Raw genomic sequence first — 14207 nt, forward strand, 5'->3', positions numbered from 1 at the left:
CGGATCGGTGGCGGTTACCGAGTTAGGAGGCGCGAGCGACGCCACGGATACGCCTGGAACCGGGTCAGCGTTCGGCACCGACGGGTCGCGCGCTCCTAGGGCCGCACCGTGACGGCGCGGGCCGCGCGCACCGCCTCCCGGCGGTTGCGTGCGCCGAGCCGCGTCAGGATCGCCGCCACGTGGTGATCGACGGTGCGCACCGACAGATCGAGCCGCCCGGCGATCTCGGCGTTGGTCGCGCCCTCGCCGATCAGGTCGAGGACGTCGAGCTGGCGCTGGGTCAGGCCCGCCGGACCGGGCCGACGCTCGGGCCTGCGACGGCGGGGCAGGCGGGTCAGCCCGCGTGCCCGCAGCTCCTGCCGGACCGGCCGCGCCGCGGCGGCGCCCATGGCGTCCAGCGCCACCCAGCCCTCGATCATCGCGTCGGGGTCGCCGGAGAACCCCAGCTCCAGCGCCCGCTCGTAGGGGTCGCCCACCCGCTCTGCCACCGCGGCCGCGGTGCGCCACTCCCCGCGCAGGCCCGCGGCGTAGGGATCGGGGCAGCCGTCGAACGGCTCCACCGCCACTCCCGCCCGCGCGAGATAGCGGCACAGCTCACCGCGCGGCCACGCCCATGCGGGCGAGCGCGCCAGCCGCGGTAGCAGGACCTCGGCGACCTCGTCCGTCGCGGCGGTCGTGCCGTGGAGCCACGCCCACTCGGCGACGGCGAGGCCGGCGTGGAGCAGGCTGGTCGGGTGCTGCTGGCGGCGCGCCTCCTGCCAGGCGCCCTGCACGAGCCCGCCGGCCTCGTCGGCTCCGCGCCGGGCGAGCAGCCTCCCCAGGCAGGCCTCGATCCTCGGGACGAAGGTGGGGATGCCCCGGCCACGCGTGGCGAGCTCCCGGAGCCCGCTCTCGGCGACGTCCCACTCGCCTGCACGCATCCGCAGCTGGCACTCCTGCAGGTCGAGCAGCGCGGCGTACCTGACGATCCCGCGCTCCGCGCAGAAGGCCCGCCCCTGCGCAACGGTGGCGGCCAGGGCTGACCAGTCCGCGGCGACGGCGAGCATCTCGCCGAGGTTGGTGTAGATCCGGACGGCCGCCTCGTCGCAGCGATGCCGCACGCTGAGCTCCAGCGCCTCCCGGACATCGGCCTCGCCTCCCACGATCTCACCGGACTCGTAGCGGGCCAGTCCGAGGTAGGCGAGAGCGAGCGCCTGCAGATCGGGTCGCCCGGCCTCGGCCGCGAGTCCCGCCGCGGTGCGCAGCTGCGGCGCTGCCTCATCCCACCGGCTGGTCAGCAGCAGCAAGGACCCGTAGTTGCCGGCCAGCTCCGCGCGGGCGGCCGGCGAGCCGTGATCGCCGAGCAGAGCCGTCGCCCGCTGGTGGAGCCGCTCGGCCTCGGCCAGCTCACCGGACATGAGCAGGTAGCGCGAGAGCCGCACCGACAGGGCGGCTTCCAGCTGCGGGAGCTCCAGCCCTGCGCACAGGTCCAGCGCCGTGCGCCCGACCGCGATCGCCTCACCGAACCGTTGCGCGATGTAGAGCTGCCACGCGAGGTCGCTCAGCAGGCCGGCTCGCGGCTCGGGCGCCAGCCGGTCGGCGAATGCGGCGGCGGCCTCGAGGTGGGCGAGTGCCTGCCGGTGCGACCCGCCTGCGGCCGCGTCCCGTGCCGCGGCCGGAGCGAACTCCAGCACCGTGCCGGCGTCGCCCGCGGCGACGGCATGGTGCACGAGCTGTTCCGCGCGGGCGCTGCCGCTCTCGCGCAGCGCCGCCACTACCCGGGCGTGCAGCGCGCGCCTGCGCAGCCCGGGCAACGTGGACTCGACGGCGCGCCGAGCCAGCTCGTGCCGGAACGACAACCCGGCCGCGCGCAGCTCGACCACGCCCTGCTCCTCGGCGGCGGCGAGCGCCGCGATCCGGTCACCGAGAAGGCCCGCCGCGAGCGTCGGCTCGACCGGGGTGGGCACGACCGACAACGCCTCGAGCGCCGCGACCGACTCCGGCGGAAGCCCGGACAGCCGCGCACGGACGGCGTCGGCGACGCTGTCCGACAGGACCCCTTGCGGCGCGGCGAGCGCCTCCGTGACGAAGAAGGGGTTTCCGCCGGTGATCCGGTGCAGGGTGGCCGCGTCCCGGGTGCCGGCCATCGCCGCGACCGCGGCAGGCGTGAGCGGCGCGAGGTCCAGGTGCGTCACCGGCAGCCCGGCGAGCGCGCCGAGCAGCGCCTGCGCGGGGTGGCCCCTGCGGAGGGCGTCTCGCCGCACGGCCAGCACCAGCAGCGCCGGCAGCTGCGCGATCCGGCGTGCGACGTGCCGCAGCACGTCGAGCGTGGCGTCGTCGGCCCACTGCACGTCGTCGACGACCAGAAGTGAGGGCCGCGCCGCAAGCTGCGCGACGGCGGCGTCGAGCAGATCGTGTTCCGTGCTGTCGCCGAGCGCGTCGGCGAGCGGGCCGGGCACGGTGCGCACCGCATCGCGCAGCGGTGCGAGCGGGCGTGCCGCGAGCAGGTCGTCACAGCCACCGGCGAGCACCCGGACCGCGGTCGCCGCACCGGCCAGGAACGCCCGCAGGAGGCTGGACTTGCCGATCCCGGCCTCGCCGCCGACGACCGCAATCGATCCCCTGCCCTTGGCCGCGTCCGCCAGCGCGGCGCGGAGCACAGCCAGTTCGGCGTCCCGCTCTCGCAGCTCGTGCACCCGACGTCACCCTCCCGCCCGTGCCACCCGTCTCTCCTTCGAGGGCCGGATTCCCGGCCTGATACGTGCCGGTCGAGATGGGCAGCCGCTACAAGCCGTCGTGACGTCAGGACGAGCACGTCCGCGCCGGCCGGCTCGAGCTGCGCTGGTCCCGCCGGAACCGTCCGAGAGCTGGGCGGTCAGGCCTTGTTGGTGAGCACCGGCCAGCCGTCGTCGTCCCACGCGATCGGCTGCAGGGCCAGCTTCGTCGCCCCGTCCGCCGACTTGTCGTAGTAGTGGTAGGCGATGATCTCCTCGGACGCGGACTGCCCGCCCGGTCCGACGCGGTCGCCCGACGTGGTGAGCAGCGTGGTGCCGCCCCCGTCGAGGAGCTTGCGGCCGTCGCGGTCTACGTACGGGCCTGTGACCTTCTTCGACCGCCCGACCATCATCTTGTAGTCGCTGTCGGAGCCCTGGCAGCACTGACCCCACGACGTGAAGAGGTAGTAGAAGCCGTCGTTCTTCACGATGTAGGCCGCCTCGATGGCGTTGGGCGAAGCCTTGCGGTCGGCGATGTGCAGCGGCTCCTTGTCGGGGTCGGCGAGCTTCCCGGACGGCCAGTCCAGCTTCACCATCCGGATGCCGCTCCAGTAGGAACCGAACGCCATGTACGGCGTGCCCGACCCGTCCTCGATCACGCCGGGGTCGATCGCGTTGAAGTCGTCGTCCGGCTCGGAGCCGATGACCTCGCCGCGGTCCACCCACTCGTAGGCGGGGTCTGACGGGTCGAGCGTCTCGTTGGTGGCGAGCCCGATGACGGAGCGGTTCTTCCCCCAGGTGGAAGCCGAGTAGTACATGTAGTACATCCCGTTGGCCTCGTACACCTCAGGGGCCCAGATGTTCTTGACGCCCGGCACCGCATCCTTGATCCACTGAGGGATCTCGTCCCAGACCGTGCCTTCGTAGGTCCATTTGTGCCCGTCTGCCGACGAGCGGATCTGGACGTTGCCGTCGCCCTTGCCCTCCTCGCCGGTGGCGAAGACGTACCAGTCCTGGCCGCCCCCGCCCGCGACCAGCGCCGGGTCGTGGGCGGCGAGATCACCGCTGAGCCGCCACGGCTCCTCCGCCTGCGCAGGCGCCGCGGGCGCAGCGGACGCGGCCGGTGGCGCCAGCGCACCCGTCAACCCGACCACTGCAGCGACGACGGTGAGGAGCGGCGCGAGTCGCACGGGCGTCATCCGTTCTGCGAGGGGGACGAGGCGTCCGCGGCGACCGAGGGAGCAAGATCGCCGAGGCGACGGTCAGCGTAGGCGGGGCGAGGCGCGCGGCGACGGAGCGACAACGCCATGTCACCCGAGAGTGACGCGCGTCACCCTGACGCGCCGATCCACCGGGTGGATTCCGCGTGGATCTAGCGGTCTCTACGAGGTTCTAGTGCCCCGGCAAGGAAGGTTGGTGCGTAAATCGGCGGATCCAGGTTTCCGCTGGGTGTGCCGGCGAGCCGGCCTCGTACCGGGCGTACTCGGCCGGTTCGCCGGTGCGCCCAGCGGGAAGCTGGGCCGTCGAGTTACGTGGCGAACCTTCCTTGCCGGGGCACTAGTGCAGACGGAATGCCTTCGTCGTGAGCTCGCGGCCCTCGCGGGCGAGCTCGAAGAACCCGTAGGTGCCGTGATCCTTCAGCTCCCGGGCGGCGCGGGCGAGCGCCCCGAACGCCACCGCGCTGAACGTGCCCCCCACCGAGATGCGGGCGACCCCGGCCTCCGCCAGCTCCTCGATCGGGGCCATACCGGGCATGATCAGCACGTTCACCGGCCGGTCGACCGAGGACACCACGCTGCGGATGTCGGCGAGCTCCACCAGGCCAGGCGCGTACAGCACCTCGGCGCCCGCCTCCTGGTAGGCCTGCAGGCGTTCGATCGTGTCGCCGAGGTCCGGGTTGCCGCGGATGAAGTTCTCGGCACGGGCGGTGAGCACCAGCCCGCGGCCCTCCAGGGCGGCGTCGGCCGCGGCGGCGATCCGGTCGGCGGCGAGGCCGATGTCGTGGATCTCGGGGTCGGCGCCCGCGCTGTAGTCCTCGATCGAGCAGCCGGCAAGGCCTGCCTCGACGGCCTCCGCGACGGTGGTGGCCACCTCGGCCGGGTCGTCGCCCCACCCGTCCTCGAGGTCGGCGTTCACCGGGATGTCGACGCACACCGCCACCGCGGCGGCGTGCTCGAGCGTGTCCACCGCGCCGACCGCACCGTCGACGAGGCCGGCGGTGGCCGCGAACCCGCTACTGGTGGTGGCCAACGCCGCGAACCCGAGCGTGGCGAGCGCCTTCGCCGATCCCTCGTCCCACGGGTTGGGCATCAGCAACGGCTCGCCGGGGACGTGCAGGGCCCGGAACCGGGCGGTCATGTCGGTACCCGTGAAGTCGCTGCTCGTCATCCTCGCCACGATGGAAGACCGTACCGAGCCGCGCCAGCGTGATCCGGAGCGATCAGGCCTCGCGGCGCCGCCCCGTGTGGATCCCGGCGTCAAGGGCCCGCACGAGGTCCTCCCGGGCCCGCGCCACCCGCGACCGAATGGTGCCGATCGGGCAGCCGCACACCCGCGCCGCCTCGGCGTAGCTCAGGTCGAGTACCTGCGTGAGCACGAACGCCTCGTGCCGGTCCGGATCGAGCCCGGCGACCAGCTGCGCGAGCAGCACCGCCTCGTCGCCCGCGCGGCGCACCGCCCCCGTGCGCACGGCGACGGCGTCCCAGTCGCCGACGGCGGTGGTGCGAGGCCGCCGGCCCGCGGCCCGCACCGCGTCGGCCGCGACCCGCCGGGCGATCGACAGCAGCCAGGTGCGCGCGGAGGCCGTGGCCTCGAACCGCGGCAGTGCCCCGACGGCGCGCAGGTACGTCTCCTGCACGAGGTCCTCGGCCTGGCCGGGGTCGGCGAGGTGCGAGACGAACCGAAGCACGTCGCGCTGGGTGCCCCGGACGAACGCCGAAAGGGCCTCCCGGTCTCCGCGGCCGGCCGCGAGTGCCCACGCGGTGATCCGCCCGTCGTCCGGTCGTTCGGTCACGGCATTCAGCCTAGTGTCCCGGCCGGCCGGGGAACCGCGCGGGCGGGCACAAGCGACCATAGGCACATGCGGTGTGAGGACTACCGGGACGCGATCTCGGCGCGGATGGACGGCGAGGACACGGGCGTGGAGCCCGGCGTGGTGGAGCACCACCTCGAAGGTTGCGCGGCCTGCCGCGCCTTCTCCGAACGGGCCGCGCACGTCACGCGGCTGACCCGGATCCGCCCCGCGGAGGATCTCCCGGACGTCCTGCCCGGGCTCCTCGCCGCGCTCGACGCGGGCGAATCCCGCCCTGCGCCCCGACGGACGCGGCGCTCGATCGCCCGCGACGCCGTCCGTGCCGCACTCGCGGCGATCGCGGTCGGGCAGCTGGCGCTCGCGGTCAGCGGGGTCATCGCCGCGACCGGGGCAGGCCCCGACCAGTTCGCCGGGGCGAGCATGGCGCACTTCTCGCACGAGAGCGCGGCCTGGAACCTCGCACTCGGCGTCGCGTTCGGATGGGCCGCGACCGGGGCGCGCCGCGCGGGCGGGCTGGTGCCGGTGATCGGCGCGTTCGTCGCGCTGCTGGTGACCCTCAGCACCCTGGACGTGCTCGCCGGGCACGTCACGGCCGGCAGGCTCCTCGGACACCTGCCGGTGATCGCGGGCCTCGCGCTCCTGCTGCTGCACGCCCGCCTCGGCCGCGGCGGCGGGACCACTGCCGCCGTCCGCGACGACGGGTCGGGCGGCACCGGCCGCCGCGACGTCCGGTTCGGCCGGCCCCGGTTCGGCGACGGGGGCTTTCAGCCCTCTGCGCACCACCGGGCGGCATGAGGCGCCGGTCAGGGAACTGCGAGCTCCTCGACGAACGCCCGTGCCGCGGGGCCGGCATCGGGTCCCAGCGCCAGCGCCAGCCTCCGCGGCAGGTGCGGCTCGAGCGGCCGAGTGACGATGCCCGGCGGCCTGCCTGGCAGGTTGAGCGTCGGCATGACGCTCACGCCCAGGTCCGCCGCGACCATCTCGACGATGGCCTGCGGATCGCGCGCCTCCAGCGTGATGTCGAGCGTGACGCCGGCACGGCGGGCGGCGCCCACGATCAACGGGCCGCATCCGCCTGTGGGGAACACGAAGGGCTCGCCCGCGAGCTGCACGAACGTCACCGCGGTGTGCTCGGCCAGCCGGTGCCGTGACGGGAGCACCGCGACCATCTCGTCGCCGCCGAGCTCGACGCAGTCGAAGCCGGGCGCCGGCAGCGTGACGACGCCGACGTCGGCCCCTCCCTGCCCGATCCAGTCCCTGACCTCCTGGTCGGTGCCCTCGAAGAGCCGGATGCTCACGTCGGGGTGGCGGTGGGTGAACGCGCGCATGGGGGCCGCCAGCAGCGTGCCGGTCGCGCTGGGGAGGCTCGCCAGGCGAAGCGTCCCGCTCAGCCGGCCGCTGGCCGCGCTCACGTCCTGCGTGAGCCGGTCGAGGCAGCGCAGGGCCTCCCTGGCGTGCCGGATCGCCGCCGCGCCCGCCTCGGTCGGCGTCACGCCGTCGCGCCTGCGGACGAAGAGCGCGGTGCGCAGCTCGCGTTCGAGCGCGCTGATGGCGCGGCTGACGGCCGGCTGGGCGCTCTGGAGGCGCTCGGCCGCCGAGGTGAACCCGCCGTGCTCGGCCACCGCGAGGAGGATGCGCAGCTGCGACAGGGTCACTGGGATGGCCGAAGCGACATGCGTGGCATGGCAGAAATGATATTTGAGATCGGCTCCGCATGACCAGATAGTGATGTCGTGACATCCCGTACATCGAAGATCACGACCAGCCGCCGCGAGATCGACCTCGACGGTCACGCCGCCAGCTACCTCACCGCGGGCGACGGCCCCGTCGTCGTGCTCCTGCACGGCACCTACTGGAGCCGGGTGTGGGCCCCGGTGATCGAGCGGCTCGCCGCGGCCGGCCTGCAATCCGTGGCCGTGGACATGCCGGGGTGCGGGCGCTCCGGTGGCGAACTGACCCTGGAGACGGCCACGGTCCCGGCACTCGCCGACTGGGTGACGCGGTTCGTCGAGACGCTGAACCCCACGGCGCTGGCCGGGGTGGCCGGGCACGACATCGGCGGCGCCGTCGCGCAGCGCCTGCTCGTCACGGACGGACTCGACATCGAGCGGCTCGCGCTGGTCAACTCGGTCGCCTACGACTCGTGGCCGGTGCCGGGGGTCGCCCGCTACCGCGATCCCGAGATCGTGGCCGGCACGACGGTCGAGGAGATCCTCGCCGCCCGCCGCACGGCGATCACGACCGCGCTGGCCCGCCCGGCGGGCGAGGACGAGCTGCGCGAGTACCTCTCACCATGGACGGACGCGCGTGTCGCGCGCTCGTGGATGTCCCTCGCTGGTGCTGCCGACAGCCGCTACACCCTCGAGCTCGTCGACGCCCTGCGCGCCGACACCCACCCGAAGCTGCTGGTCTGGGGAGAGGACGACGGGTTCCAGCAGATCCACCACGCCGAGCGGTTCGCCGGCGAGATCCCGGGGTCGACGCTGGTGCGGGTGCCGGGAGCCGGGCACATCCCCATGGAGAACGACCCGGACCGGGTGGCCGGCGCTCTCGGCGCGTTCTTCGTCGCATAGCGGACCGGTCATACAGGGCGGATGCGGGGCAGCTCGTCGACCACACGGAGCACGGCCTCCGCGCTCCGCCGTCTCACGACCCGAGCCTGGCCGTCACCTCCGTGAGGCGGTCGGTGTAGCGCCGCCACCCGAACCCGGCGGCCGCGTGCTGGGCGGCCGTCCGCTCGACCAGCTCGCGCGCTCCCGGGTCCCCGACGGCGCAGGCGAGCGCACACGACACGGCGCGGGCGGCCAGCCAGGCCAGCTCGCCCTCCGCCGACTCCGACAGGACGACGTCCAGCAGGGCGGCGGCCTCGGCCGGCTCCCCCTTCTCGACCAGCACGTCGGCGAGATCGGTGTTCGCCATGGTCGGCAGGCCCTCCGCGTACGCCACGGCGCCGCGGCAGTGCTTCTCGGCGTCGGCGAGCCGCCCCTCCCGGCGCGCCGCGATGCCCCGGACCACTTCGTTCATCGTGGAGACCTGGGTGTCCTCGAGGCGGAGGGCGAACACGTCGGACTCGTCGGCCAGCCGTACGGCCTCGTCGAGGCGGCCGGCGTCGAGCTCCGCGTTGGCCAGGTTGGCGAGCCCGCGTGACAGCCCGTGCTCGTTGCCACGCTCGCGGTCGTGCTCCACGCCGGCCCGGTAGCACTCCAGTGCGGCGTCGGTGTCGCCCCCGAACAGGTACGCGCTGCCCAGCGCATCGGTGAACACCCACTCGCGCTGGTCGCCGTTCGCCCGCGCCAGCTCCCGGCCGGCGCGCAGGGTCGCGATCGCCTCGGCCGGCCTGCAGAGCTGGATCGCCAGGATGCCCCGGTGGTAGTGCACGCTCAGCGCGAGCTCGTCGTCACCGCATTCAGCGGCCAGCCCCGATGCCGAGGCCAGCAGGTCGGCCGCCTCGGAGTTGAGGCCGGCCATCACCGAATGGAACGCGTGGTTGCTCATCGCCAGCCCACGCTCGGCCGCGCCGGCGCCAGGGGCGTCGGCGAGCGCGGCGAAATGGCGCCGGGCCGTCAGGGACCGGCTGCGCACGATCCACGGCGACTGCATCTCGTTCGCCAGCCGGAGCGCGTCGGCCGCCCGCGGCGTGCCGGGAGCGGTCTCGAGAGCATCGGCGATGTTGGGCCACTCGGCGTAGACGGCGGAGACTGTGCCGACGCCGGCGAAATCGTCGACCTGCTGCAGCCGTGTGACGAGGTCGGTGCACCACGACAGGTGCCGGGCCCGCGTCGCCTCGGTCTCGCCCGCCGCGGCGAGCCGGCCCAGCGCGTAGTCGCGCACGGTCTCCAACAGGACGAACCGCTGTCCATCCGCACCGGCGGCACGGATCGCGGCGCCGACAAGGCTGCGGTCCACCAGGTCGGTGAGCGCGGGCGCGATGTCACCGACGAGAACGTCCCCGTCGGGCGCGACCCGTTCTGCCGCGTCCAGGTCGCACCCGCCCGCGAACACCGCGAGCCTGCGCAGCACCGTGCGCTCGCGCTCGCCGAGCAGCTCGTGGCTCCAGTCGAGGGCGGCGCGCAGGCTGGTGTGCCTGCCTCCGATGTCGCGCCTGCCGCCCACCAGCAGCCGGACCCGGTCGGTGATGCGCGTCGCGATCTGCGGGACGGTCAACGCCCTGGTGAGGCCGGCCGCCAGCTCGACGCCGAGGGGCAGGTGGTCGACGGCGGAGCAGATCGTCGCGACGTCGGTGGCGTCCGGATGGGCGTCGGGCGCGGCGCGCTCGGCGAAGATGGCTGCGGCCGCGGCCGGCGCAAGCGGACCCACCTGCACCTGGGTCTCCCCTGCCAGCAGCAGCGGCCGCTGCGACGTCACCAGCACGGTGAGCCCCGGCGCCACGAGCCGTAGCGTCCTGACCGCGGCGCTGACCTCGTCGACGACGTGCTCGGCGTTGTCGAGCAGCAGCACCGATCCGTCGAGCGCCGCCGCGACCGACGGCAGCGGGTCGCCCGCACCGACCTCGACGCCGGCGGCGTCGGCGATGGCGGGCACCACGTCGTCGAGCCGGAGCGGCGCGAGCTCGACGAGCCGCGCGGCGCGGCCCTCGACCGCCCGCGCCGCCTCGATCGCCAGCCGCGACTTCCCGCTCCCCGGCCCGCCGACGAGCGTGATGATGCCGGGGACGGCGAGCGTCTCGAGCAACGCGGCGAGGTCGGCGTCGCGCCCGACGAAGCTCGTACCCGGAACGGGCAGGGACCGGCCGGACGGGGACGCCCCGGCCGATGCCGGAGCCGGCACCTCAGGGGCGAGCAACGCGGGGTCCTGGCGCAGGATCCGCAGCTCCAGATCGGCGGTGGCGGGTGCCGGGTCGACGCCGAGCTCGCCTGCGAGGGACCGGCGCAGCCGGGCGAGCCGGTCGAGCGCGTCGGCCTGCCGGCCCGCGCGGTAGAGCGCATGGGCGAGCAGGCAGGCGATCGGCTCGTGCAGCGGGTGGGCTCCGGCAAGGCCGGTCAGCTCCGCGACGCTCTCCCCGCCCGCGCCCAGCTCCAGCCCGGCTCGCAGGCGCTGGACCGTCAGCTCCAGCCACCACGCGTCCAGCCGCTCCCCCTCGGCCAGCGCGTACGGCACGGCGCGCAGGTCGGCGAGCGCGGCGCCGCGCCAGCGCGCCAGTGCCTCTGCGGCGGCGGCGCGGACTCCGGCGTGGTCGTCCGACCTGGCGGCGGCGTGCATCCGCGCGGCGGCGTCCTCGGCCGCGAGGAGGTCCGTCGGCCCGCCCGCGACCCGGTACCCGGCGGGAGTGCGGCCCAGCACGGCGGCGTGCTCGCCCAGCGCGCCACGCAGCCGTGACGCGACGACCCGCAGCCGTTGCGGGGCCCGGTTCAGCTCGACGTCGCCCCACAGGTCGGCGGCGAGCCGCTCGTCGGGGACCGGCGTCCCGCGGGCCAGCACCAGCCGCACCAGCAGCGCCCGTTCCAGCGGCCGGTCGACGGGCACGGCGGGACCGCCGCTCGTGATCATGGTCGGGCCGAGCACCCGTACGTCGAGCGGATGGGCCGTCACGCGAGTACGTCGAGGAGGCCGGCCGTTGAGCCCGGACCGGGGAGGAGTATCTGGACGACCGCCCTGCGCAGCCAGTCGGTGTAGCGCCGCTCGGTCCACCCGGCCTGGTCAACGAGCCGCTGGCACTGCTCGGAACGCATGACCACCCACAGCAGGTCGCCGAGCTCGTCGACGGGAACCTCGGTGCGCAGCACCCCGCGTTCGGCCAGTAGCGCGACGGTGAGCCGGTTGTCCAGCCTGGCGAGCTGCTCGCAGTGCTGGAGCGCCGCATCGAGATCCGGATCGGACGCCGCGGCCCGCCGCAGCGCCTCCCAGCGGGCACCCATCCGGATGTTCGCGGCGGCCGCGAACGTCGCGATTCCTTCGACGACGTCCATCGCCGCCTGCGGGTCCAGCCTGGCCAGACCACGCGCGAACACGTGCTCGCGCGGCTGCCCCTCGCCGATGGCGGCGGCCACCTCGTACAGCGCCATCGCCGCCTTGCCGTCGCCGAGGTACAGGTATCCTGCGGCCGCCATCTCGGTCAGCGCCGCGAGGAAGCGGGCGTCGTCACTCTTCTCGGCGACCGCCCGGCCGGCCTCCAGCGCCTCGAGCCCCGCCGCCGCGTTGTCGCGCTGGATCTCGATCGTGCCGAGGTAGAGGTGCGCCGTCATGATCAGCTCGGCGTTGCCGGAGCGGGCGGCGAGCTCGCACGTGCGGGCGAGCAGCTGCGCCACCTCGTCGATCTCGCCGAGGAGCGCACTCGCCAGACCGTGGAACAGCAGCGCCCAGCACTGGTCCTCGAGGCGCGCGCCCTCGGCGCCCACGAGCGCCGCGAGGTGGCGGCGCTCCTCCTCGAACTGGCCACGGGCCTGCCACCACCAGTGCAGCGCGAGCGCCAGCCGCAATCCCTCGGCCGAGCGCTCGGAGCGGGGTGCCCGCTCGAGCGCCTCGATCAGGTTGGGCCATTCGGCCTCGACGACGCCGAGGTCGGCCGCACGGGCGATCGTGCGACACCACTCGAGGTGGCGGTCCCTGATCTCCTCGGCCTCACCGGCGGCGGCGAGCTGCTCCAGCGCGTACTCCCGGACGGTCTCCAGGAGCGTGAACCGGTGCCGGCCCCGATCCGACTGCCGGGTGACGAGGCTGCGGTCCACGAGATCCGCAAGCAGCGACGCGACGTCATCGGCCGCGAGCGGCGGGCCCGCCGCGACCTGCTCGGCGGCCTCGAGCTCAAACCCCCCGGAGAACACGGCCACGCGGCGCAACAGCGTGCGTTCGGGCTCGCCGAGCAGGTCGTGACTCCACGCGAGCGCCGTGCGCATGCTGGTGTGCCGGGTGCCCGCGTCCCGGCGCCCGCCGACGAGCAACCGCAGCCGATCGGGCATCCGGCTGGCCAGCTGGGCGACGCTGAGCGTGCGGGTCAAGCCGGCCGCGAGCTCGATGCCGAGCGGCAGCCGGTCGACCGCGGCGCAGATCGTCCCGACGTCGCCCGGCTCTGCGTCGACGGAGATGCGCTGCCGGAACAGCGTCGCCGCGTCCCCCGCGCCGAGCGGGCCGATCCGGTGCTGCTCCTCCTCGGCGAGGAGCAGCGGGCGCTGCGAGCTGACGAGCACGGTGAGCTCGGTGTGCCGGCGTAGCGCGGTGACCAGCTCACCGACCTGTTCGACGACGTGCTCGGCGTTGTCGAGCACGAGCAGCGCGCCGCCGAGCGCCGCCGCGATCGCGCGGACCGGGTCGACTGACGTGGCCGGTACCCCGACGGCCACGCCGGCCGTCGCGGCGACCGACGCGGCGGGCTTCAGCGGGGCGAGCTCGACGAACACGGTCGGGCGGCCGCCGGCAGCCACCGTGGACGCCGCCTCGACGGCCAGGCGCGACTTGCCTGCGCCCGGCCCTCCGACGAGCGTGATCAGGCAGGGTTCCCGCAAGCGCTCGACCAGCACGGCGAGGTCGGCGTCCCGGCCGACGAACGTCGTGGCCGGGGCGGGCAACCGGGTGCCGACGGTCCGCGGGGGCGGCGGCTGTGTCATCGGTGGCCCGCTCATCGGCACCCGTGTGCTCGGCGCCGGCCCCGCCTCGAGGAGCGCCGGGTCGTGGCGCAGCATGCGCAGCTCGAGGTCGGCGAGGGCCGGTCCGAGGTCGACACCGAGCTCATCGGCGAGCGTGCGCCGCATCCGGGCGAGCCGGTCGAGCGCGTCGGTCTGACGGCCGCCGCGGTAGAGCGCGAGCGCAAGCAGCCCGCAGAGGCCCTCGTGCACGGGGTTCTCGGCGGCCAGCCGATCGAGCTCCGTGACGACCTCGGCAGCCGCGCCGAGGGCGAGATCGGCGGTGAGCCGCTGCACGAGCAGGTCCAGCCGCCACGCGTCGAGGCGCTCCCCCTCGACGGCCGCGAAGGCGACACCGCGCATGTCGCCGAGCGCTGGTCCCCGCCACATCGCGAGGGCTTCCGCTGCCGCCGAGCGGGCGGCAGCGGGATCGTTCGCGCGCCGGGCGGCGGCGAGCGCGTCGGCGGCCGACCGCGCCGCGAGCAGGTCGCGTGGCTGCGCGGAGAGTGCATACCCGGCCGGCGAGCGGCTCAGCACGCCCGCGTGCGGGCCGAGCGCCCTGCGCAGTCGCGAGGCGAGCACCCGCAGCCGTTCGGCGGGTCGCGTGATCTCGGCGTCGCCCCACAGGTCGGCGGTGAGCCGCTCGTCGGCGACGGGGGTGCCGGTCGCGAGTGCCAACCGGACCAGCAGCGCCCGCTCCAGCGGACGCTCGACCGTCAGCGCGGCGCCATCGGCCGTGCACTGTGCCGGGCCGAGCACCAGCACCTCGACCCCCGCGCCACCGATGTGCGCAGCCCCCATACGTACCAGCATCGCACTCCCCCTGATCAAGGAGTTCCGAGACCGCGTGCCCGGGGCGTGATACGTCCGTGAAGCATCCGTGAAGGCGGACACAGCAAGATTGGC

9 protein-coding genes are annotated in these 14207 nt (G+C 74.7%); 2 read left to right on the top strand and 7 right to left on the bottom strand.

Going from position 1 to position 14207, the window contains the following annotated elements; translation table 11 throughout:
* Positions 1 to 95: 95 nt before the first annotated feature.
* From K1T35_RS27435 to K1T35_RS27450, 4 genes are all read right to left on the bottom strand, one after another.
* Positions 96 to 2675: an AAA family ATPase gene (locus K1T35_RS27435; RefSeq protein WP_220254704.1), complete on the bottom strand. Its 2580-nt coding sequence runs from the start codon at positions 2673 to 2675 to the stop codon at positions 96 to 98.
* A gap of 179 nt (positions 2676 to 2854) precedes the next feature.
* On the bottom strand, positions 2855 to 3892 hold the full coding sequence (locus K1T35_RS27440) for an arabinan endo-1,5-alpha-L-arabinosidase (protein ID WP_220254705.1): 1038 nt from the start codon (positions 3890 to 3892) through the stop codon (positions 2855 to 2857).
* A gap of 358 nt (positions 3893 to 4250) precedes the next feature.
* The gene (locus K1T35_RS27445) at positions 4251 to 5081 is read right to left on the bottom strand and encodes an isocitrate lyase/phosphoenolpyruvate mutase family protein (RefSeq protein ID WP_255620782.1); all 831 of its coding nucleotides are present in this window, start codon (positions 5079 to 5081) and stop codon (positions 4251 to 4253) included.
* A 52-nt stretch (positions 5082 to 5133) separates the two neighbouring features.
* Complete coding sequence (locus K1T35_RS27450; protein ID WP_255620783.1) at positions 5134 to 5706, bottom strand: sigma-70 family RNA polymerase sigma factor; 573 nt, start codon at positions 5704 to 5706, stop codon at positions 5134 to 5136.
* 66 nt (positions 5707 to 5772) lie between these two features.
* On the opposite strand from K1T35_RS27450, the gene K1T35_RS27455 reads away from it, so the two are divergent.
* Positions 5773 to 6519 carry a zf-HC2 domain-containing protein gene (locus K1T35_RS27455; protein WP_220254707.1) on the top strand — a complete coding sequence of 249 codons (747 nt, stop codon included), beginning with the start codon at positions 5773 to 5775 and terminating at the stop codon, positions 6517 to 6519.
* A gap of 8 nt (positions 6520 to 6527) precedes the next feature.
* On the opposite strand, the gene K1T35_RS27460 is transcribed toward K1T35_RS27455, so the two are convergent.
* The gene (locus K1T35_RS27460) at positions 6528 to 7379 is read right to left on the bottom strand and encodes a LysR family transcriptional regulator (RefSeq protein WP_220254708.1); all 852 of its coding nucleotides are present in this window, start codon (positions 7377 to 7379) and stop codon (positions 6528 to 6530) included.
* Positions 7380 to 7457: 78 nt separating this feature from the next.
* Here K1T35_RS27460 and K1T35_RS27465 point away from each other — a divergent pair, with 78 nt between their 5' ends.
* A complete protein-coding gene (locus K1T35_RS27465; RefSeq protein ID WP_255620784.1) occupies positions 7458 to 8297 on the top strand; it encodes an alpha/beta fold hydrolase in 840 nt (279 codons plus the stop codon).
* A gap of 73 nt (positions 8298 to 8370) precedes the next feature.
* Here the strand turns inward: K1T35_RS27465 and K1T35_RS27470 are convergent, their stop codons facing one another.
* Entirely contained in the window at positions 8371 to 11274 is a 2904-nt protein-coding gene (locus K1T35_RS27470; protein WP_220254709.1) for a BTAD domain-containing putative transcriptional regulator, read from the bottom strand.
* Positions 11271 to 14114 carry a BTAD domain-containing putative transcriptional regulator gene (locus K1T35_RS27475; protein WP_220254710.1) on the bottom strand — a complete coding sequence of 948 codons (2844 nt, stop codon included), beginning with the start codon at positions 14112 to 14114 and terminating at the stop codon, positions 11271 to 11273. Before K1T35_RS27475 ends, K1T35_RS27470 begins: the two co-directional genes overlap by 4 nt.
* Positions 14115 to 14207: the final 93 nt, after the last annotated feature.

The sequence above is a fragment of the Pseudonocardia sp. DSM 110487 genome, from assembly GCF_019468565.1.
Taxonomy (GTDB): domain Bacteria; phylum Actinomycetota; class Actinomycetes; order Mycobacteriales; family Pseudonocardiaceae; genus Pseudonocardia.